Source organism: Streptococcus bovismuti, assembly GCF_042436615.2.
Classification (GTDB): Bacteria; Bacillota; Bacilli; order Lactobacillales; family Streptococcaceae; genus Streptococcus.
Window position 1 is genome coordinate 108,625 of record NZ_JBHMFR020000002.1, and the last position, 21,084, is coordinate 129,708.

Sequence of the window (21,084 nt, forward strand, 5' to 3'; positions counted from 1 at the left end):
AAAATAAACTATGACATTTTCATTTGATACAGCGGCTGCTCAAGGTGCAGTGATTAAAGTAATCGGTGTTGGTGGAGGTGGTGGTAACGCCATTAACCGCATGGTTGACGAAGGTGTTGCAGGCGTAGAATTTATCGCAGCAAACACAGATGTACAAGCTTTGAGTAGTACAAAAGCTGAGACTGTAATTCAGTTAGGTCCTAAATTGACTCGTGGTTTGGGTGCTGGCGGTCGACCTGAAATCGGTCAAAAGGCTGCCGAAGAAAGCGAAGAAGCCTTGACTCAAGCTATTACTGGAGCAGATATGGTCTTCATCACTGCAGGTATGGGAGGTGGCTCAGGTACTGGTGCAGCTCCTGTTATTGCCCGCATTGCTAAAGATTTAGGTGCTCTTACAGTTGGTGTTGTGACACGTCCTTTCGGTTTTGAAGGAAGCAAACGTGGCCAATATGCTGTAGAAGGAATCAATCAACTTCGCGAACATGTAGATACTCTATTGATTATTTCAAACAACAACTTGCTTGAAATTGTTGATAAGAAAACGCCACTTCTTGAAGCTCTTAGCGAAGCAGATAACGTACTTCGCCAAGGTGTTCAAGGAATTACTGACTTGATTACAAATCCTGGTTTGATTAACCTTGACTTTGCCGATGTGAAAACAGTTATGGCAAATAAAGGGAACGCTCTAATGGGTATCGGTATCGGTAGTGGTGAAGAACGTGTGGTAGAAGCAGCTCGTAAGGCAATCTACTCACCACTTCTTGAAACAACTATTGACGGTGCTGAGGATGTCATCGTCAACGTTACTGGTGGTCTTGACTTGACTTTGATTGAGGCAGAAGAAGCTTCAGAAATCGTCAACCAAGCAGCTGGTCAAGGAGTGAACATCTGGCTCGGAACATCAATCGATGAAAACATGAAAGATGAGATCCGTGTTACGGTTGTAGCGACTGGTGTTCGCCAAGATCGTGTTGAAAAAGTTGTTGGTCATGCACCAAGACAAGCTGTTCGTCATGAGCAAGCAAGTTCTAACCATGCACACAATCATAATCGTCACTTTGATATGGCCGAAACTGCAGAAATTCCAAGTCCAGCACCTCGCCGTACAGAAACTTCTCAAACTTCAGCCTTTGGTGATTGGGACTTGCGTCGTGAGACAATTGTTCGTCCGACTGATTCAGTTGTATCACCAGTTGAACGTTTCGAAGCACCATCTTTACACGATGAGGATGAATTAGACACTCCTCCATTTTTCAAAAATCGTTAAGTAAATGAATTTGAAAGAAAATACAGAACGTGTTTTTCAACAAATAAAAGATGCAAGTCAGCAGTCAGGAAGAGAAGCCAATTCTGTTTCAGTTCTTGCTGTTACAAAATATGTAGACGTACCGACAGCGGAGGCTTTGCTTCCGCTAGGTGTGCATCATATTGGTGAAAATCGTGTGGATAAATTTCTTGAGAAATATGAAGCTTTAAAAGATAGAAATATTACATGGCATTTGATTGGAACTTTGCAAAGACGCAAGGTTAAAGATGTCATTCAGTACGTTGATTATTTCCACGCTTTGGATTCATTAAAGCTAGCAGAGGAAATTCAAAAAAGAAGTGACCGAGTTGTTAAGTGTTTCTTACAAGTGAATATCTCAAGGGAAGAGAGCAAACATGGTTTTTCAAAGGAAGAACTAATGGAGCTCTTGCCAGAGTTGGCCACCTTAGATAAAATCGAATATGTCGGCTTGATGACCATGGCTCCTTTTGAAGCTAGTAGTGATGAGTTGAAAGAGATTTTTAAAGCTACGCAGGATTTGCAACTAGAAATTAGAGAAAAACAAATTCCCAATATGCCAATGAAGGACTTGAGTATGGGTATGAGTCGTGACTACAAGGAAGCGATTGAATTTGGCTCAACATTTGTCAGAATTGGTTCAGCATTTTTTAAATAGGAAAGAACTATGTCTTTAAAAGATAGATTTGATAAATTTATAGATTATTTTACAGAAGATGGAGAAGATGTGGGTACTACTTATCAGCCTAAAGCTGAAGAGCCGATTGTGACTTCAGTTCCTTCTGTTCAAGAGTTGCCTCAACAAGCTGCTAGCACGCCATCTAAAGATAAAAACATCACTCGTCTTCATGCCCGTCAACAAGAGTTGGCTATGCAAAGTCAACGTTCTACTGATAAGGTAACCATTGATGTTCGTTATCCACGTAAATACGAAGACGCCACAGATATTGTTGATTTATTAGCTGGTAACGAAAGTATTTTGATTGATTTCCAATATATGACAGAAGTCCAAGCTCGTCGTTGTTTGGATTATCTGGATGGGGCACGTCACGTTTTAGCTGGTAACATGAAAAAGGTAGCATCTACTATGTACTTGCTGACACCAGTTGATGTTGTCGTCAATATTGAAGACATCAAAATTCCAGATGAATCACAAAATGGTGAATTTGGCTTTGATATGAAACGTACGAGAGTGAGATAATGCTCTTTCTCATTCGTTTTATTCAAAATGCAGTGGATATCTATTCACTGATTTTAATCATTTTTGCTCTGATGTCTTGGTTTCCCAATGCTTATGAATCACGTCTTGGACGCTTGATTATTAGTTTAGTGAAACCGATAGTAGCTCCCTTGCAACGTTTACCCCTCCAGATTGCAGGTCTTGACTTGTCTGTCTGGATTGCGGTATTACTAGTTCACTTCCTAGGGGAACAGTTGATTCGACTTTTAGTGATTTTTCTATGAACAAGATGATTTATCAACACTTTTCTAAGAATGATTCATCTTTTATTGATAAGGGAGCAGAATGGATAAAAAAGGTAGAAGATTCGTATTCTCCTTTTTTAACACCCTTTGTAAATCCCCATCAAGAAAAGATTTTAAAGGTTCTAGCATCAACCAACGGCATCTCCTACATGAGCAGTCGGCAGTTTCTCGAAACTGAATATGTACGGGTTCTCCTGTATCCTGATTATTTTGAGCCAGAATTCTCTGATTTTGAACTATCCTTGCAAGAAATAGTCTATCCTAATAAGTTTGAGCGCTTAACACATGCAAAAATATTAGGGACTGTTTTAAATCAGCTGGGAATCGATAGGAAGCTATTTGGTGATATCTTAGTCAATGAAGAGAGGGCACAGATTATCATTAATCGACAGTTTATGCTCCTTTTTCAAGACGGCATTACGAAAGTTGCTCGTTTACCGGTTCGTCTAGAAGAACGGGATTTTACTGAGAAAATTGCTACAGTAGAAGATTATCAAGAATTAGATATTTGTATCGCTAGTTCTAGATTAGATGTTTTTCTAGCAGGTGTCTTCAAGTTGTCTAGAAATCAGGCAAGTCAGCTAATTGAAAAACAGGCAGTCCAAGTGAATTACCATTTAGTTGAAAAATCAGATTATGCAGTTCAAGTTGGTGATCTGATTAGTGTAAGGAAATTTGGTCGATTGAAACTCATTAGAGATAATGGGCAAACAAAAAAAGATAAAAAGAAATTAACGGTCCAATTGTTATTAAGTAAGTGAGGAAAAATATGCCAATTACATCGTTAGAAATCAAAGATAAAACCTTTAGCACACGCTTTAGAGGGTTTGATCAAGAAGAAGTAGATGAGTTTTTAGATATTGTAGTCCGTGATTATGAAGATTTGGTTCGCTCTAATCATGACAAGGATTTACATATTAAGAGTTTGGAAGAGCGATTGTCTTACTTTGATGAGATGAAAGATTCATTGAGTCAATCTGTGTTGATTGCGCAGGATACGGCTGAGCGAGTAAAACAAGCTGCAACAGAACGTTCAAACAATATTATCCAACAAGCAGAGCAAGATGCACAACGTTTGTTGGAAGAAGCTAAGTACAAGGCAAATGAAATTCTTCGTCAAGCAACTGACAATGCTAAGAAGGTTGCTGTCGAAACTGAAGAGTTGAAGAACAAGAGCCGTGTCTTCCATCAACGTCTTAAATCTACAATTGAGAGCCAGTTAGCAATTGTTGAATCTTCAGATTGGGAAGATATTCTTCGCCCAACAGCAACTTATCTTCAGACAAGTGATGAAGCCTTCAAAGAAGTAGTCAGCGAAGTCTTAGGTGACTCTGTCTTACAACAACAGCAAGAGGAAGAACCAATTGATATTACTCGCCAGTTTTCTCCCGAGGAAATGGCAGAGTTGCAAGCGCGTATCGAAGCGGCTAATAAGGAACTTGCAGAAGCAGAAGCAAGAGCTGAGCAGGAACAAGTGGTTTCACCAGCTCCAGTTGTTGAAGAAAGTCCAGCTCATCCAGTTGGTCCAATGTATGAAGAGCCAGAAGTAGCTTCAAGCCATTACTCAGGACCAACACCAGCTACTGAAGCTGTAAACTCAGAACCAGGTTTTGCGGCACCGCAAGAATCTGTTACAATTTTATAAGAAATAATATGAGAACAATATCTTATCCTTATATTTCCAGCGAGCAGGAGATGGTGTGAGACCTGTAATCCCTAATGATAAGATTATCCTCTCAAAAACTCAAGTCTGAAATTAGTAGGATTTGACGTTACCCACGTTACGGGATAAGAGGGAGAAAGACAAGATCTTTTTCCGAATAAAGGTGGTACCACGATTTTCGTCCTTTTTGGAAGTCGTGGTTTTTAATTTGTTATTATTTATAAAGGAGATACCATGAAACTCAAAGATACCCTTAACCTTGGGAAAACAGCTTTCCCAATGCGTGCAGGACTTCCTACCAAAGAGCCAGTTTGGCAAAAGGAATGGGAAGATGCAAAACTTTACCAACGTCGTCAAGAATTGAACCAAGGAAAACCTCATTTCACCTTGCATGATGGCCCTCCATACGCGAACGGAAATATCCACGTTGGGCACGCTATGAACAAGATTTCAAAAGATATCATTGTTCGTTCAAAATCTATGTCAGGTTTTTACGCACCATACATCCCAGGTTGGGATACTCATGGTCTGCCAATCGAGCAAGTTTTGGCAAAACAAGGTATCAAACGTAAAGAAATGGACTTGGTTGAGTACTTGAAACTTTGCCGTGAATACGCTCTTTCTCAAGTAGATAAACAACGTGAAGACTTTAAACGTTTGGGAGTTTCTGGTGACTGGGAAAATCCATATGTGACTTTGACACCTGACTATGAGGCAGCCCAAATCCGTGTATTTGGTGAGATGGCTAATAAAGGTTATATCTACCGTGGTGCCAAACCAGTTTACTGGTCTTGGTCATCTGAGTCTGCCCTTGCAGAAGCGGAGATTGAATACCATGACTTGGTTTCAACTTCCCTTTACTATGCAAATAAGGTAAAAGATGGCAAAGGTGTTCTAGATACAGATACTTACATCGTTGTCTGGACAACTACTCCATTTACCATCACAGCTTCTCGTGGTTTAACTGTTGGTGCAGATATTGATTACGTTTTGGTTCAACCTGCTGGTGAAGATCGCAAGTTTGTGGTTGCTGCAGAATTGTTGACTAGCTTATCTGAGAAATTTGGCTGGGTTGATGTTCAAGTTTTGGCAACTTACCGTGGTCAAGAATTGAATCATATCGTAACAAAACACCCATGGGATACAGCTGTAGATGAATTGGTTATCCTTGGTGACCACGTTACGACTGATTCTGGTACGGGTATTGTCCATACAGCCCCTGGTTTTGGTGAGGATGACTACAATGTTGGTATTGCTAATGGTCTTGAAGTTGCAGTGACTGTTGACGAACGCGGTATCATGATGGCCAATGCTGGTGCTGAGTTTGAAGGTCAATTCTATGACAAGGTGGTTCCAACTGTTATTGAAAAACTTGGCAACCTCCTTCTTGCCCAAGAAGAAATCTCTCACTCATACCCATTTGACTGGCGTACTAAGAAACCAATCATCTGGCGTGCAGTACCACAATGGTTTGCCTCAGTTTCTAAATTCCGCCAAGAAATCTTGGACGAAATTGAAAAAGTGAAATTCCACTCAGAATGGGGTAAAGTCCGTCTTTACAATATGATTCGTGACCGTGGCGACTGGGTTATCTCTCGTCAACGTGCCTGGGGTGTTCCACTTCCTATCTTCTACGCTGAAGATGGTACAGCTATCATGACTGCTGAAACCATTGAACACGTGGCTAAACTCTTTGAAGTATACGGTTCAAGCATTTGGTGGGAACGCGATGCCAAGGACCTCTTGCCAGAAGGATTTACTCACCCAGGTTCTCCAAATGGTGAGTTCAAAAAAGAAACAGATATCATGGACGTTTGGTTTGACTCAGGTTCATCTTGGAATGGAGTTGTGGTAAACCGTCCTGAATTGACTTACCCAGCAGACCTTTACCTAGAAGGTTCTGACCAATACCGTGGTTGGTTCAACTCTTCACTTATCACATCTGTTGCCAATCATGGCGTAGCACCTTACAAACAAATCTTGTCACAAGGTTTTGCCCTTGATGGTAAAGGTGAGAAGATGTCTAAATCTCTTGGAAATACCATTGCTCCAAGCGATGTTGAAAAACAATTCGGTGCTGAAATCTTGCGTCTTTGGGTAACAAGTGTAGACTCAAGCAATGACGTGCGTATCTCTATGGATATCTTGAGCCAAGTCTCTGAAACTTACCGTAAGATTCGTAACACCCTTCGTTTCTTGATTGCCAATACATCTGACTTTAACCCAGCTGAGGATGCAGTAGCTTACGATGAGCTTCGTTCAGTTGATAAGTACATGACGATTCGCTTTAACCAGCTTGTCAAGACCATTCGCGACGCTTATGCCAACTTTGAATTCTTGACAATCTACAAGGCCTTGGTGAACTTTATCAACGTTGATTTATCAGCCTTCTACCTTGATTTTGCTAAAGATGTTGTTTACATCGAAGGTGCCAAATCATTGGAACGTCGTCAAATGCAGACTGTCTTCTATGACATTCTTGTGAAAATCACGAAACTCTTGACACCTATCCTTCCTCACACTGCTGAAGAAATCTGGTCATACCTTGAGTTTGAAACAGAAGACTTCGTTCAATTGTCAGAATTGCCAGAAGCTCAAACTTTTGCTAATCAAGAAGAAATCTTGGATACATGGGCTGCCTTCATGGACTTCCGTGGACAAGCTCAAAAAGCCTTGGAAGAAGCTCGTAATGCAAAAGTAATCGGTAAATCACTTGAAGCTCACTTGACAGTTTATCCAAATGAAGTCGTGAAAACTCTACTCGAAGCAGTAAACAGCAATGTAGCTCAACTTTTGATCGTGTCAGACTTGACCATCGCAGAAGGACCAGCTCCGGAAAATTCTGTGAGCTTTGAAGATGTCGCCTTCACTGTTGAACGTGCTGCAGGCCAAGTATGTGACCGTTGCCGTCGTATTGACCCAACAACAGCAGAACGTAGCTACCACGCAGTCATCTGTGACCACTGTGCAAGCATCGTAGAAGAAAACTTTGCGGACGCAGTCGCAGAAGGATTTGAAGAGAAATAAGGTTGAAAAGTCTAGAGAAAACTCAATTTGAGACGAAAAGACAACTAATTTTATAGTCTATTAAACGCATTGTATCATGTTTTTGAACATATGATATGATGCGTTTTTATCATGTTATACTCTTCACAAATCTCTTCAAACCACGTCAACGTCGCCTTGGATTATATATGTGACTGACTTCGTCAGTTATATCCACAACCTCAAAACAGTGTTTTGAGCAACCTGCGGTTAGTTTCCTAGTTTGCTCTTTGATTTTCATTGAGTATTAGAACCTTTTTGTCTTACTCTTGTTTCAATCAACTCTACACCGTTATATATTGTGGAAATTCAAAAAGCTCATGAATCATCTGAAAAGTAGATTTCATGAGCTTTTATTGTAATTTTAAATAGATTCATTAATCAAGTGTTTAAGATTTAATAGGAGATGCTCTAAAGTTAGGATTGTTTTCTGCTGGTGATCTAGTTGGTAGAGATTTTGAAAGTAGTCTTGAATATCGTTTTCAAAATTTTGAGGTAGATGAGAGCAATTATTTTTTGCGTACTGGAGCATGCGTTTTTCTCCTGGATGGAGCTGTTCATTGAAGGAAAAGAGCAAATCGAAATAAGAAGCGAAAAACTCGCTACTGCGGTGATTAATGCTGAGTAAGTCTTTGCGCTTGAGAGCTTTTTTGATTTGTCTTGAAAAAGCTGGCATAGCTTGGTCGAGAAGCAGGAGTTGCTTGTTGATGATATTCTTTTTCAGCTCGGCTGGATAAGGAAGATTGTACTTTTTCTGGAGGGCCGCATAGTGACCATCTCGATCGTAGATAATCTTACTGTTGAGTAGATTGTACCACATACAAGTAGTGTAAGAATTCTGGGCTTGGTGCTCTAAAACTACGACCTGTAAATTTTTGTCAAAGCTGTCCAGAGAGCGGTAAATCAGCTCAATATCGATACCATTATTGAGAACGCAATCATCCTCCAATTCCCAAAATTGATTGCCGACTTCCATATAGGAGCAGTATTTGCTGAGAATTTCTTTTCGGATGTTTGGCGAGAGAGGAGCACTGAGGTAGACATATACATCATAGTCAGAGTCCTTGTCAAAATCTTGGCCAGCCCGTGATCCTCCTAGAGCTAGTGCCTCTACTTGCTCCAGTTGAGCCAATTCTTTAAAGAGATGTTGTGGCATAATGGTAACCTTCTTTATTTTTTGACATCATTCTAACAAAAAGTAAGGAGACTAGCAAGAGTGAAATGGAAATTTCTTTTCACATATTTGCTGGTCTTGTTCAAAGCAATCCAACTGCCAAACAGTCTCTTCCTTTTTGGTTTTGACTAGCTTTTTTGTGAAAAATTGTGTAAAATAGAATAGATAAACGAGGGGAAACCTCGGAAAATTTAAAGGAGAATCCATCTAATGGTAAAATTGGTTTTTGCTCGCCACGGTGAGTCTGAATGGAACAAAGCTAACCTTTTCACTGGTTGGGCTGATGTTGATTTGTCTGAAAAAGGTACACAACAAGCGATTGACGCTGGTAAATTGATCAAAGAAGCTGGTATCGAATTTGACCAAGCTTACACTTCAGTATTGAAACGTGCGATTAAAACAACTAACTTGGCTCTTGAAGCTTCTGACCAATTGTGGGTTCCAGTTGAAAAATCATGGCGCTTGAACGAACGTCACTACGGTGGTTTGACTGGTAAAAACAAAGCTGAAGCTGCTGAACAATTTGGTGATGAGCAAGTTCACATCTGGCGTCGTTCATACGATGTATTGCCTCCAAACATGGATCGTGATGATGAGCACTCAGCTCACACTGACCGTCGGTACGCTTCACTTGACGATTCAGTTATTCCAGATGCTGAAAACTTGAAAGTGACTTTGGAACGTGCCCTTCCATTCTGGGAAGATAAAATCGCTCCAGCTCTTAAAGATGGTAAAAACGTATTCGTAGGAGCTCACGGCAACTCAATCCGTGCCCTTGTAAAACACATCAAAGGTTTGTCAGATGACGAAATCATGGACGTGGAAATCCCTAACTTCCCACCATTGGTATTCGAATTTGACGAAAAATTGAACGTAGTTTCTGAATACTACCTTGGAAAATAAAAAATTGTAAGTCTAGAATTGATTTCTAGGCTTTTTATGTTAGTATGGTAGTATGATGAGGAATAAAAAACAAGATTATGTACTGGCCTACAAGCAACCAGCGTCAACAACATATAAGGGCTGGGAAGAAGAGGCCTTACCGATAGGCAATGGTTCTTTAGGGGCAAAAGTATTTGGGCTTATAGGGGCTGAGCGGATTCAATTCAATGAAAAAAGTCTCTGGTCTGGTGGTCCACTTCCTGATAGTTCAGATTATCAGGGTGGAAATCTTCAGGATCAGTATGGTTTTTTAGCTGAGATTCGGCAGGCTTTGGAAAAGAGAGATTACAATACTGCTAAGGAACTGGCTGAGCAGCACCTAGTTGGGCCCCAAACGAGTCAATATGGGACCTATCTGTCCTTTGGAGATATTTTCATTGAGTTCAGCCGGCAAGGTAAGACTTTGTCTCAGGTGACGGATTACCAGAGACAGCTGAATATCAGTAAGGCGCTTGCGACGACTTCTTATGTACATAAAGGGACTATGTTTAAACGAGAAGCCTTTGCGAGTTTTCCAGATGATCTCTTGGTTCAGCATTTTACTAAGGAAGGGGCGGAAACTCTAGATTTTACTATAGAACTGACCTTGACAAATGATTTGGCTTCTGATGGAAAGTATGAGCAGAAAAAATCTGATTACAAGGAATGCCAGCTGGATATCACTGATTCTCATATCTTGATGAAGGGACGGGTTAAGGATAATGATCTGCAGTTTGCTAGTTATCTCGCTTGGCAAACGGATGGAGACATTAGAGTCAGGTCAGATAAGGTTCAGATATCAGGAGCTAGTTATGCCAATCTCTTCTTGGCAGCTAAGACAGATTTTGCTCAAAATCCTGCTAGCAATTATCGCAAGAAACTAGATTTAGAGCAACAGGTAAAAGACTTGGTGGAAATAGCTAAAGAAAAGGGCTATACCCGATTGAAATCAAGGCATATTGAGGACTACCAAGTCTTATTCCAACGTGTTCAATTGGATTTGGGAGGTGAGATTGATGCACCCACTACAGATGATTTGCTAAAAAATTATAAGCCACAAGAGGGGCAGGTTTTGGAGGAGTTGTTCTTCCAGTATGGACGGTATTTATTGATTAGTTCTTCCAGAGATTGTCCAGATGCTCTACCAGCTAACTTGCAAGGGGTCTGGAATGCGGTCGATAATCCTCCTTGGAATTCGGACTATCACCTGAATATCAATCTGCAGATGAATTATTGGCCAGCCTATGTTACTAATCTTCTAGAGACGGCTTTTCCAGTCATCAACTATATAGATGATTTGCGTGTCTATGGTCGTCTAGCGGCTGCAAGGTATGCAGGAATCGTCTCTCAGAAAGGTGAGGAGAATGGTTGGCTGGTTCATACTCAAGCGACTCCTTTTGGCTGGACGGCACCTGGTTGGGATTATTACTGGGGGTGGTCACCAGCTGCCAATGCGTGGATGATGCAAACTGTTTATGAAGCCTATTCATTTTATAGGGATCAAGACTATCTCAGGGAGAAAATTTATCCCATGTTGAGGGAAACCGTTCGTTTTTGGAATGATTTTTTACATGAGGATCAGCAGGCGCAACGTTGGGTATCTTCTCCATCTTACTCACCAGAACATGGTCCGATTTCGATTGGCAATACCTATGACCAATCTCTGATTTGGCAGTTATTTCATGATTTTATTCAGGCTGCTCAGGAATTGGGGCTGGATGAGGCCTTGTTGACTGAGGTTAAGGAGAAGTTTGATCTGCTTAATCCTCTTCAAATCACTCAATCTGGTCGAATCAGGGAGTGGTATGAAGAGGAAGAGCAGCATTTTCAAAATGAGAAAGTGGAGGCCCAGCATCGGCACACTTCCCATTTGGTGGGACTCTATCCTAGCAATCTCTTTAGCTATATGGGGCAAGAGTATCTTGATGCGGCGCGTGCTAGCCTCAATGATCGTGGAGATGGGGGCACAGGCTGGTCCAAGGCTAATAAGATCAATCTCTGGGCGCGTCTAGGAGATGGCAATCGAGCCCATAAATTATTAGCAGAGCAGTTAAAGACATCCACCTTGCCAAATCTTTGGTGTAGCCACCCTCCTTTTCAGATAGATGGTAATTTTGGTGCTACGAGTGGTATGGCGGAAATGTTGCTTCAGTCTCATACAGCTTATCTGGTGCCCCTAGCTGCCCTACCCGATGCTTGGTCAAGAGGTTCTGTTTCAGGTTTAATGTCACATGGACATTTTGAAGTTAGTATGCGGTGGGAGGATAAAAAGCTCTTACAGATGACCATTTTATCAAGAAGCGGGGGAGATTTGCGAGTCTCTTATCCAGGTATTGAGAAGAGTGTGATTGAAATGAATCAAGAAAAAGCAAAAGTGAAATACATGGGGAAAGATTGTATTTCGGTGGCAACAGCAGAAGGTGATCTTGTTCAATTTTATTTTTAATAAGATAATAGAAGGCAGTGATTTGAAACTGCCTTTTTTGAAGGATTTGAGAATGTAAGCAGTTTCCAACCAGTTGAAAAAGCGTTATAATGGTAGTAGGAAGTAATTTGTTTAAGAGAGGGTGGCACTGATGGCTTATATTGAGATGAAACACTGTTACAAGCGTTATCAGGTTGGGGACACGGAGATTGTGGCCAATCGTGATGTGAATTTTGAGATCGAAAAGGGGGAATTGGTTATTATTCTAGGTGCATCTGGTGCAGGCAAGTCAACGGTTCTTAACCTTCTTGGGGGAATGGATACCAATGATGAAGGGGAAATCTGGATTGATGGTGCCAATATTGCAGACTACAATTCCCATCAGAGAACCAATTATCGTAGAAATGATGTCGGTTTTGTTTTTCAGTTTTATAATCTAGTTTCCAATCTAACCGCTAAGGAAAATGTGGAGTTGGCTTCAGAAATCGTGACAGATGCCTTGAATTCTGAACAGGTCTTGACAGATGTAGGTCTGGCTCATCGTCTCAATAACTTTCCAGCCCAGCTTTCTGGAGGGGAGCAACAGCGAGTCTCCATTGCACGCGCGCTAGCCAAAAATCCTAAAATTCTCCTTTGTGACGAACCGACAGGTGCCTTGGATTATCAGACAGGTAAGCAAGTCTTGAAGATTCTCCAAGATATGTCTCGTGAAAAGGAAGCGACGGTGATTATCGTGACTCACAATGGAGCTTTGGCGCCCATTGCGGATCGCGTGATTCATATGCACGATGCCAGTGTCAAGGATGTGGTGATCAACCAGCATCCTCAGGATATCGACAGTTTGGAGTACTAGCATGATCAAGCGAAAAACCTATTGGAAGGACTTAATTCAGTCCTTTACAGGCTCCAAGGGGCGTTTTTTATCCATCTTGACCCTGATGATGTTGGGATCTCTAGCCCTAGTAGGCCTCAAAGTAACCAGTCCCAACATGGAGGCAACTGCTAATGCTTATTTAACAACTGTGCAAACCTTGGATTTGGCAGTTATGTCAAACTATGGTTTGGATCAAGCAGATCAAGAAGAACTAGAACAGATAGAGGGCGCAGAGGTTGAGTTTGGCTATTTGACAGATGTGACTATGGATAATGGACAGAATGCCATTCGGCTGTACTCCAAAACAGAGCGAATTTCAACCTTTCAGCTAAGAGAGGGACGACTTCCTCAGTCAGACCAGGAAATTGCTTTGGCCAGTCATTTGCAAGGTCAATACAGTGTGGGACAGGAGATTAACTTTAAAGAAAAAGAAGGCAGTCATTCCTCTTTAAAAGACCATACCTATACCATTACTGGTTTTGTGGATTCAGCTGAAATCCTCTCTCAGCGAGACATGGGCTACGCAGGAAGTGGAAGTGGGACTCTGACAGCCTATGGGGTGATTTTACCTAGTCAGTTTGATCAGAAAGTCTACAATATAGCTCGTTTGAAATATCAAGATTTAGCAGGCTTAAATGCTTTCTCAGAAGCTTATGAAGAAAAATCTAAGCAACATCAGGAAGACCTAGAACAAGTTCTGTCAGATAATGGCAAAGCACGTCTGCAACTCTTGAAAAAAGAAGGACAAGAGTCTCTAGACAAAGGCCAAGAAACCCTTGATAAAGCTGAGACTAATCTGCAGGAAGGCAAGCGTCGTTTAGCAGCTGCTCAAGCTCGTTTACAGGCTCAGGAAAGTCAACTAGCCTTGCTTCCTCAAGCTCAGAGAGATCAAGCCAGTGCTCAACTGAACCAAGCCAAGCAGGAATTGAGCAATGAAGAGGACAAACTAAAGCAGGCTGAACAAAATCTAGCCCAAGAAAAGGAAAAACTAGAAAAACATCAGCAAGTCTTGGATGATTTAGCTGAGCCCAAGTATCAAGTATATAATCGTCAGACCATGCCTGGCGGTCAAGGCTATCTCATGTATAGCAATGCTTCAGCCAGTATTCGAGCAGTGGGCAATATCTTTCCTGTGGTGCTTTATGCCGTAGCAGCCATGGTGACCTTTACAACCATGACTCGTTTTGTGGATGAAGAGCGAACTCATGCAGGGATTTTTAAGGCCTTGGGCTATCGTAGCAAGGATATTATTGCCAAATTTCTCCTCTATGGTCTAGTAGCTGGGACTGTAGGAACAGCTCTAGGTAGCATACTTGGACATTATTTACTAGCCGGTGTGATTTCAAGTGTCATTACAAAAGGCATGGTGGTGGGAGAAACCCAGATTCAGTTCTATTGGACCTATAGTTTATTTGCTCTTGCTTTGAGTTGGTTGGCGAGTGTGTTACCAGCCTATCTGGTGGCTCGGAGGGAACTTCATGACGAAGCAGCCCAGCTTTTACTGCCTAAACCACCTGTCAAAGGAGCTAAAATCTTACTAGAGCGCATCGGTTTTATCTGGCGTCGTCTCAGTTTTACTCATAAAGTAACAGCTCGAAATATCTTCCGTTATAAGCAGCGGATGTTGATGACAATCTTTGGTGTGGCAGGTTCTGTAGCCCTGCTCTTTGCAGGTTTGGGAATCCAATCCTCTGTAGCAGGAGTTCCGTCTAGACAGTTTCAACAAATTCAACAGTATCAGATGATTGTATCTGAAAATCCTAGTGCGACCAATCAGGACAAGACAGAGCTAGAAGAAGTGTTGAAAGGGCAGGATATCCAAGCCTACCAGAAAATCTATTCTAAAACGCTAGACAAGGATTTCAAAGGTAAGGCTGGTCTTCAAACCATTACCCTTATGGTGACAGATAAGGAAGATTTGACACCCTTTATCTATCTTCAACATCACCAGCAGGAGCTGACATTAAACGATGGCATCGTTATTACAGCTAAACTTGCCCAGCTGGCAGGTGTCAAGGTTGGACAAACTCTAGAAATTGAAGGTAAGGAATTAACGGTTGCTGCTATTACTGAGAACTACGTTGGTCACTTTATTTATATGAGTCAGGCTAGCTATGAGCAAATTTACGGCCAGCTACCCCAAGCCAACACTTATCTGGTTTCGCTAAGGGATACCAGTGCAACTAGTATCGAAAGGCAGGCCGGCTTACTTATGAATCAAGCTGCGGTGTCCAGCGTTGTCCAAAATGCTTCAGCCATTCGACTCTTTGACTCCGTCGCTAGCTCACTCAATCAGACTATGACCATCTTGGTCATCGTATCGGTTCTGTTGGCTATCGTTATCCTTTACAATCTAACCAACATTAACGTAGCTGAGAGAATCCGTGAACTCTCCACTATCAAGGTTCTCGGTTTTCATAATAATGAAGTCACTCTCTACATTTACCGTGAGACGATTGTGCTGTCCCTTGTGGGAATCGTACTTGGTTTGGTATCTGGTTTCTATTTACATCAATTTTTGATTCAAATGATTTCGCCAGCTACTATTCTCTTTTATCCGCAGGTAGGCTGGGAAGTCTATGTAATCCCAGTGGCAGCAGTAAGCATCATTTTGACCTTGCTTGGTTTCTTCGTCAATCATCATCTGAGAAAGGTTGATATGCTTGAAGCCTTGAAATCTGTAGAGTAAGGTAGTTGCTTTTATCTGATTGAACTTATATTTACTCGTAAACAAAAAATCCTCCGTTTCAAAGAGTAGAGAACTCTTTGTGACAGAGGATTTTTTCTATAGGGCTTTAGTAGCTGCAATTGCGGCTTCGAAGTTTGGTTCAGAGTTGATATTGTCCACGTATTCAACGTAGCGAATCGTATTGTCAGTATCGAGGACAAAGACTGCGCGTGCCAATAGGTGCCACTCATTGATTAAGAGGGCATAATCACGTCCAAAGGAATGGTCGAAATAGTCTGAGAGCATGATGGCATTTTCAATACCTTCAGCACCGCACCAACGTTTTTGGGCAAAAGGGAGGTCCATTGAAACAGTCAAGACAACTGTATTGTCCAGTCCAGCCAGTTCTTCATTAAAGCGACGCGTTTGAGTTGAGCAGATACCTGTATCGATAGAAGGCACGACACTCAAGACTTTTTTCTTGCCATCAAAATCAGCCAGAGATTTTTTAGAAAGGTCTGTTGTAGTGAGAGAAAAATCGAGCGCCTTGTCGCCGACTTGTAGTTGTTTACCTGTAAAGCTCACAGGATTTCCGAGAAAAGTTACCATAGGATACTCCAATCTTTTTTCTTCCATTTTAGCTGAAACAGTCGAAATTTTCCAATGATTTGACCGGAAATATGGGCATAGAAAAAACGCCAGCTCATGTGAGAATGACGTTTTTCAGAGGCTTATACTCAATGAAAATCAAAGAGCAAACTAGGAAGCTAGCCGCAGGTTGCTCAAAGCACCGCTTTGAGGTTGCAGATAAAGCTGACGTGGTTTGAAGAGATTTTCGAAGAGTATTATTTTGCCAATCCTTCAGCAATCTTGTCAAGGTTGTATTTCATCATGTTGTAGTAGCTGTCGCCTTCTTTACCTTGTTCTGCGATAGAGTCAGTAAAGATTTGTGCGTAGATTGGGATGTTTGTGTCTTGTGAAACAGTCTTCATTGGACGGTCATCCACACTTGATTCTACAAAGAGGGAAGGAGTTTTTGTTTGGCGAAGTTTTTCAACCAAGGTCTTGATTTGGTCAGGAGTTCCTTCTTCTTCAGTATTGATTTCCCAAATATAGGCACTTGGGACACCGTAGGCTTTAGAGAAGTATTTGAAGCATCCTTCGCTGGTTACGATGAGTTTTTTCTCAGCAGGAATGTTGTTAAATTTCTCTTTAGCTTCCTTGTCAAGTTTGTCTAGCTTATCAGTATATTCTTTGAGATTTTTTTCGTAGAATTCCTTGTTGCTAGGGTCTTTAGCGCTCAATTGTTTTGCGATATTTTTAGCAAAGATCATACCGTTTTCAAGGTTAAGCCAAGCGTGTGGGTCTTCTTTGCCTTTTTCGTTTTGACCTTCAAGGTAGATAACATCAACGCCTTCGCTGACTGCAAAGTAGTCTTTGTTTTCAGTTTTCTTGGCATTTTCTACCAATTTTGTAAACCAAGCATTGCCACCTGTTTCAAGGTTGATACCGTTATAGAAAATGAGGTCAGCCTCAGAAGTTTTCTTAACGTCTTCAGGAAGTGGTTCGTATTCGTGTGGGTCTTGACCAACAGGAACGATACTGTGAAGATCAATCTTGTCACCAGCAATATTTTTAGTAATATCAGCGATGATTGAGTTTGTAGCAACAACTTTTAGTTTTTGACCAGAAGCTGCATCTTTTTTTCCACTAGCACATGCTACGAGAACAATGGCGGAAAGAAAAAGAACCAACAATGTACCTAATTTTTTCATTAGATCCTCCAATTTATTGGGGCTTTACCCCTTATTTTAACAAATGTTTATTTTTCAGTTTCAAATATCGTTGTTTAGGAGCGATAAAGAAGCTAATGAGAAAGAAACTAGCGGCTGTAAGCACGATACTAGAACCTGCCGCAACGTTAAAGCTATAACCGATAAAGAGTCCCAAAACTGAAGCAGTAGCTCCAAAGGTTGAGGAAAGGAAAATCATACTTTTCAGGCTATTAGCATATAGATAAGCAGTTGCAGCTGGGGTAATCAGCATGGCTACAATCAGGATAGTTCCGACACTTTGCATGGCTGTCACAGACACTAGAGTCAGGAGTACCATGAGAAGGTAGTGATAGAAATTGACAGGCATTCCCATGGCTTTAGCCAAGAGTTCATCAAAGGAAGTTATCAAGAGTTGCTTGAAGAAAATCCAGATTAACAAGAGAATGACTGCCCCAACACCCATAGTAATAAACATATCCGTATCTTGGACGGCTAGGATATTACCAAAAAGGATATGGAAAAGGTCAGTTGAACTTTTAGCGACACTAATCAAGATGATACCGAGGGCTAAGAAAGAAGAAAAGGTAATGCCGATGGCGGTATCGCTTTTGATAATCGAGTTTCCCTTGATGTAGGTAATGATGATGGCAGCTAGCAATCCAAAGACAATGGCTCCGATAAAGAAGTCAACGCCCAAGATGAAGGAGAGGGCAACACCTGGTAAGACAGCATGTGAAATAGCATCTCCCATGAGTGACATCCCGCGTAGAATGATGAAACATCCCACAGCTCCAGCTACGACCCCGACGACAATAGCTGTTATCAAGGCATTTTGTAAGAAATGGAATTTTTGTAATCCATCGATAAATTCTGCAATCATAGGTCACCTCCATTGAAAAAGAGTCGATTACCGTAAGCTTCTTTGAGATTGGCTTCGGTAAAGGTTTCTTTGGTTGGACCAAAGGCAATCACTTCTCGATTGACAAGCAAGACTTGATCGAAGTAGTGGGGAACCTTGCTGAGGTCGTGGTGGACGATGAGAACCGTCTTACCAGCTTTTTTCAAATCTCTCAGCGTATTCATGATGATTTCCTCACTGACAGAGTCAATCCCAACAAAGGGTTCATCCAAGAGAATATAGTCGGCTTCCTGCACCAAACATCTGGCAATCAAGACCCGCTGGAATTGACCACCAGATAGTTGACTGATTTGACGTTCAGCGTAGTCAGCTAGGCCGACGATTTCAAGGGCGTCTTGAACTTTCTTCCAATGTTTAGCGTTTAAACTGCGAAAGAGAGGGATAGAAGGAAAGAGTCCTAGCGAGACGCATTCCTTGACCTTGATGGGAAAGTTGTAGTCGATATTGATTTTTTGTTCGACATAGGCAATTCGGTGTAAGGATTTTTTAACTTCCTTGTCATCGAGAAATGCCTGACCTTGATGTGGGATAATTCCCAGCATACCTTTTAATAATGTTGATTTTCCAGCACCGTTTGGACCAATGATACCGGTAATTGTTGGTCCTTGGAGCACTAGTGAAATATCCTTAAGTGCCAATGTTTCTTTGTAGGAGACACTGAGGTTTTCGATACGTATCATAAACTTGTATTCCTCCTGTCTCTTAATATACATTAAAAAAAAAATTAAGTCAAGTTAATTTTTGAAAAAATTAAAATAATAACTGAAAAATGATGGAAAAGGAAAGTTCATTTTTAATTGCATTCCCAGGTAATTTTTGTTAAGCTAAAAACAAGTACAAATGAAAGCGAGAACAAGATGACACGTTATCAAGATGATTTTTATGATGCAATCAATGGGGAATGGCAGAAGACTGCTGAAATCCCAGCAGATAAGTCTCAAACTGGAGGTTTTGTGGATTTAGACCAGGAAATTGAAGACTTGATGTTGGCGACAACAGACAAGTGGTTGGCAGGTGAAGAGGTGCCTGAGGATGCTATCTTGGCAAACTTTGTCAAATACCACCGCCTAGTTCGTGATTTTGACAAGAGAGAAGCTGACGGTATCAAACCTGTCTTACCACTTCTTAAAGAGTTCCAAGAATTGGAGACTTTTACTGATTTCACTGCCAAACTAGCAGAGTTTGAACTTGCTGGCAAACCTAACTTCCTTCCTTTTGGTGTTTCGCCAGACTTTATGGATGCCAGAATCAATGTTCTATGGGCCAGTGCTCCAAGCACAATCTTGCCAGATACGACCTACTATGCAGAAGACCATCCTCAGCGCGAAGAGCTCTTGACTCTTTGGAAAGAAAGCAGCGCAAATCTCCTCAAGGCTTATGATTTCTCTGATGTAGAAATTGAAGACTTGTTAGAGAAAAGACTTGAATTGGATCGCCGAATTGCAGCAGTGGTGCTTTCTAATGAAGAAAGTTCAGAGTATGCTAAACTTTACCATCCATATGATTACGAAGATTTCAAGAAATTTGCGCCTGCCCTACCTTTGGATGACTTCTTCAAAGCCGTTCTTGGACAAGTGCCAGACAAGGTTATCGTAGACGAGGAACGTTTCTGGCAAGCAGCAGACCAATTCTATAGTGAAGAGGCCTGGCCTCTCCTCAAGGCAACCTTGATTTTGAGTGTGGTTAATCTTTCAACCAGCTATTTAACAGAAGAAATCCGTGTCTTGTCAGGTGCCTATAGCCGTGCGCTTTCAGGAGTTCCAGAAGCTAAAGACAAGGTCAAGGCAGCCTACCAGCTAGCACAAGGGCCTTTCAAACAAGCCTTGGGTCTTTGGTATGCACATGAAAAATTCTCTCCAGAGGCTAAGGCAGACGTAGAGAAAAAAGTGGCAACCATGATTGATGTCTATAAGGAACGCTTGGCTAAAAATGACTGGTTGACTCCTGAAACTCGTGACAAGGCCATCGTCAAACTCAATGTCATTAAGCCTTATATCGGTTACCCAGAAGAATTACCAGAACGCTACAAGGACAAGGTAGTGGATGAGACTGCTAGTCTTTTTGACAATGCTCTAGCCTTTGCGCGTGTTGAAATCAAGCACAGTTGGAGCAAGTGGAACCAGCCTGTAGATTACAAGGAATGGGGCATGCCTGCTCATATGGTCAACGCCTACTACAATCCACAGAAGAACCTGATTGTCTTCCCAGCGGCTATTTTACAAGCGCCTTTCTATGACTTGCATCAGTCATCTTCTGCTAACTACGGTGGTATTGGGGCAGTTATTGCCCATGAAATTTCCCACGCCTTTGATACCAACGGAGCTTCCTTTGATGAAAATGGTAGTCTCAAGGATTGGTGGACAGAGAGTGACTATGCTGCCTTCAAGGAGAAAACACAAAAAGTTATTGACCAGTTTGATGGACAAGATTCTTATGGAGCAACCATTAATGGTAAATTGACTGTGTCAGAAAACGTGGCTGACTTGGGAGGAATCGCTGCAGCGCTTGAAGCAGCTAAGAGAGAACCGGACTTCTCAGCAGAAGAATTCTTCTACAACTTCGGTCGCATCTGGCGCATGAAAGGTCGTCCAGAATTTATGAAACTCTTGGCTAGCGTCGATGTGCACGCACCAGCCAAACTCCGTGTCAATGTACAAGTACCAAACTTTGATGATTTCTTTACAACCTACGATGTCAAAGAAGGAGACGGTATGTGGCGTTCACCAGAAGAGCGCGTGATTATTTGGTAATGCAAAGAAGCAAGTAATCAGAAAAAGGCATCCAATCAGGTCTGAAAACTTGATTGGATGCCTTTTATAATGGAAAGACTTGCTGGATAGTTTACTTAAT

At 41.6% G+C, this 21,084-nt stretch carries 17 protein-coding genes; 12 read left to right on the forward strand and 5 right to left on the reverse strand.

All coding sequences use genetic code 11. From position 1 onward, the window contains the following. The first annotated feature begins 10 nt into the window (after nucleotides 1-10). From ftsZ to ileS, 7 genes are all read left to right on the forward strand, one after another. The gene (ftsZ, locus tag ACERDH_RS03490) at nucleotides 11-1,267 is read left to right on the forward strand and encodes a cell division protein FtsZ (protein WP_386679706.1); all 1,257 of its coding nucleotides are present in this window, start codon (nucleotides 11-13) and stop codon (nucleotides 1,265-1,267) included. Nucleotides 1,268-1,271: 4 nt separating this feature from the next. Next, nucleotides 1,272-1,943 carry a YggS family pyridoxal phosphate-dependent enzyme gene (locus tag ACERDH_RS03495; RefSeq protein WP_386679708.1) on the forward strand — a complete coding sequence of 224 codons (672 nt, stop codon included), beginning with the start codon at nucleotides 1,272-1,274 and terminating at the stop codon, nucleotides 1,941-1,943. 9 nt (nucleotides 1,944-1,952) lie between these two features. Beyond that, the gene (locus tag ACERDH_RS03500) at nucleotides 1,953-2,486 is read left to right on the forward strand and encodes a cell division protein SepF (protein ID WP_386679710.1); all 534 of its coding nucleotides are present in this window, start codon (nucleotides 1,953-1,955) and stop codon (nucleotides 2,484-2,486) included. Then, nucleotides 2,486-2,749 carry a YggT family protein gene (locus ACERDH_RS03505; protein ID WP_261115946.1) on the forward strand — a complete coding sequence of 88 codons (264 nt, stop codon included), beginning with the start codon at nucleotides 2,486-2,488 and terminating at the stop codon, nucleotides 2,747-2,749. Before ACERDH_RS03500 ends, ACERDH_RS03505 begins: the two co-directional genes overlap by 1 nt. Then, the gene (locus ACERDH_RS03510) at nucleotides 2,746-3,531 is read left to right on the forward strand and encodes a YlmH family RNA-binding protein (RefSeq protein WP_386679712.1); all 786 of its coding nucleotides are present in this window, start codon (nucleotides 2,746-2,748) and stop codon (nucleotides 3,529-3,531) included. The genes ACERDH_RS03505 and ACERDH_RS03510 overlap by 4 nt, the downstream gene beginning before the upstream one ends. Before the next feature lie 8 nt (nucleotides 3,532-3,539). After that, entirely contained in the window at nucleotides 3,540-4,415 is an 876-nt protein-coding gene (locus tag ACERDH_RS03515; protein WP_314725966.1) for a DivIVA domain-containing protein, read from the forward strand. Between the two features lie 252 nt (nucleotides 4,416-4,667). Next, nucleotides 4,668-7,460, forward strand: coding sequence for an isoleucine--tRNA ligase (gene ileS / locus ACERDH_RS03520; RefSeq protein ID WP_386679714.1), 2,793 nt, complete (start codon nucleotides 4,668-4,670; stop codon nucleotides 7,458-7,460). A 382-nt stretch (nucleotides 7,461-7,842) separates the two neighbouring features. Here ileS and ACERDH_RS03525 read toward each other — a convergent pair whose 3' ends face one another. After that, nucleotides 7,843-8,634, reverse strand: a complete 792-nt coding sequence (locus ACERDH_RS03525; RefSeq protein WP_386679716.1) for a nucleotidyltransferase domain-containing protein — start codon at nucleotides 8,632-8,634, stop codon at nucleotides 7,843-7,845. Between the two features lie 228 nt (nucleotides 8,635-8,862). Here ACERDH_RS03525 and ACERDH_RS03530 point away from each other — a divergent pair, with 228 nt between their 5' ends. From ACERDH_RS03530 to ACERDH_RS03545, 4 genes are all read left to right on the forward strand, one after another. Beyond that, entirely contained in the window at nucleotides 8,863-9,555 is a 693-nt protein-coding gene (locus ACERDH_RS03530; protein ID WP_000240129.1) for a phosphoglycerate mutase, read from the forward strand. A 52-nt stretch (nucleotides 9,556-9,607) separates the two neighbouring features. Next, complete coding sequence (locus tag ACERDH_RS03535; protein WP_153210414.1) at nucleotides 9,608-12,019, forward strand: glycoside hydrolase family 95 protein; 2,412 nt, start codon at nucleotides 9,608-9,610, stop codon at nucleotides 12,017-12,019. A gap of 130 nt (nucleotides 12,020-12,149) precedes the next feature. Then, nucleotides 12,150-12,851, forward strand: coding sequence for an ABC transporter ATP-binding protein (locus tag ACERDH_RS03540; protein ID WP_153210415.1), 702 nt, complete (start codon nucleotides 12,150-12,152; stop codon nucleotides 12,849-12,851). A 1-nt stretch (nucleotide 12,852) separates the two neighbouring features. Continuing rightward, complete coding sequence (locus tag ACERDH_RS03545; protein ID WP_386679784.1) at nucleotides 12,853-15,561, forward strand: ABC transporter permease; 2,709 nt, start codon at nucleotides 12,853-12,855, stop codon at nucleotides 15,559-15,561. A gap of 96 nt (nucleotides 15,562-15,657) precedes the next feature. On the opposite strand, the gene tpx is transcribed toward ACERDH_RS03545, so the two are convergent. From tpx to ACERDH_RS03565, 4 genes are all read right to left on the reverse strand, one after another. Continuing rightward, nucleotides 15,658-16,149, reverse strand: coding sequence for a thiol peroxidase (gene tpx, locus ACERDH_RS03550; protein ID WP_023946176.1), 492 nt, complete (start codon nucleotides 16,147-16,149; stop codon nucleotides 15,658-15,660). Between the two features lie 236 nt (nucleotides 16,150-16,385). Beyond that, the gene (gene psaA, locus ACERDH_RS03555) at nucleotides 16,386-17,315 is read right to left on the reverse strand and encodes a metal ABC transporter substrate-binding lipoprotein/adhesin PsaA (protein WP_314500882.1); all 930 of its coding nucleotides are present in this window, start codon (nucleotides 17,313-17,315) and stop codon (nucleotides 16,386-16,388) included. Nucleotides 17,316-17,346: 31 nt separating this feature from the next. Then, the gene (locus ACERDH_RS03560) at nucleotides 17,347-18,195 is read right to left on the reverse strand and encodes a metal ABC transporter permease (protein ID WP_033682180.1); all 849 of its coding nucleotides are present in this window, start codon (nucleotides 18,193-18,195) and stop codon (nucleotides 17,347-17,349) included. Next, on the reverse strand, nucleotides 18,192-18,914 hold the full coding sequence (locus tag ACERDH_RS03565) for a metal ABC transporter ATP-binding protein (protein ID WP_084954478.1): 723 nt from the start codon (nucleotides 18,912-18,914) through the stop codon (nucleotides 18,192-18,194). The genes ACERDH_RS03560 and ACERDH_RS03565 overlap by 4 nt, the downstream gene beginning before the upstream one ends. A gap of 177 nt (nucleotides 18,915-19,091) precedes the next feature. Between ACERDH_RS03565 and pepO the strand changes: the two genes are divergently transcribed. Continuing rightward, nucleotides 19,092-20,984: an endopeptidase PepO gene (gene pepO / locus ACERDH_RS03570; RefSeq protein WP_386679788.1), complete on the forward strand. Its 1,893-nt coding sequence runs from the start codon at nucleotides 19,092-19,094 to the stop codon at nucleotides 20,982-20,984. Nucleotides 20,985-21,084: the final 100 nt, after the last annotated feature.

Excerpts from the sequence above, each read along its gene's own strand:
- ACERDH_RS03560 (WP_033682180.1), bottom strand. The coding sequence starts at position 18,195 with ATGATTGCAGAATTTATCGATGGATTACAAAAATTCCATTTCTTACAA.
- ACERDH_RS03505 (WP_261115946.1), top strand. The coding sequence starts at position 2,486 with ATGCTCTTTCTCATTCGTTTTATTCAAAATGCAGTGGATATCTATTCA.
- ACERDH_RS03495 (WP_386679708.1), top strand. The coding sequence starts at position 1,272 with ATGAATTTGAAAGAAAATACAGAACGTGTTTTTCAACAAATAAAAGAT.
- ACERDH_RS03525 (WP_386679716.1), bottom strand. The coding sequence starts at position 8,634 with ATGCCACAACATCTCTTTAAAGAATTGGCTCAACTGGAGCAAGTAGAG.
- ACERDH_RS03510 (WP_386679712.1), top strand. The coding sequence starts at position 2,746 with ATGAACAAGATGATTTATCAACACTTTTCTAAGAATGATTCATCTTTT.
- ACERDH_RS03545 (WP_386679784.1), top strand. The coding sequence starts at position 12,853 with ATGATCAAGCGAAAAACCTATTGGAAGGACTTAATTCAGTCCTTTACA.
- ACERDH_RS03515 (WP_314725966.1), top strand. The coding sequence starts at position 3,540 with ATGCCAATTACATCGTTAGAAATCAAAGATAAAACCTTTAGCACACGC.
- ftsZ (WP_386679706.1), top strand. The coding sequence starts at position 11 with ATGACATTTTCATTTGATACAGCGGCTGCTCAAGGTGCAGTGATTAAA.
- ACERDH_RS03565 (WP_084954478.1), bottom strand. The coding sequence starts at position 18,914 with ATGATACGTATCGAAAACCTCAGTGTCTCCTACAAAGAAACATTGGCA.
- ACERDH_RS03535 (WP_153210414.1), top strand. The coding sequence starts at position 9,608 with ATGATGAGGAATAAAAAACAAGATTATGTACTGGCCTACAAGCAACCA.
- psaA (WP_314500882.1), bottom strand. The coding sequence starts at position 17,315 with ATGAAAAAATTAGGTACATTGTTGGTTCTTTTTCTTTCCGCCATTGTT.
- ACERDH_RS03540 (WP_153210415.1), top strand. The coding sequence starts at position 12,150 with ATGGCTTATATTGAGATGAAACACTGTTACAAGCGTTATCAGGTTGGG.
- tpx (WP_023946176.1), bottom strand. The coding sequence starts at position 16,149 with ATGGTAACTTTTCTCGGAAATCCTGTGAGCTTTACAGGTAAACAACTA.
- pepO (WP_386679788.1), top strand. The coding sequence starts at position 19,092 with ATGACACGTTATCAAGATGATTTTTATGATGCAATCAATGGGGAATGG.
- ACERDH_RS03530 (WP_000240129.1), top strand. The coding sequence starts at position 8,863 with ATGGTAAAATTGGTTTTTGCTCGCCACGGTGAGTCTGAATGGAACAAA.
- ileS (WP_386679714.1), top strand. The coding sequence starts at position 4,668 with ATGAAACTCAAAGATACCCTTAACCTTGGGAAAACAGCTTTCCCAATG.
- ACERDH_RS03500 (WP_386679710.1), top strand. The coding sequence starts at position 1,953 with ATGTCTTTAAAAGATAGATTTGATAAATTTATAGATTATTTTACAGAA.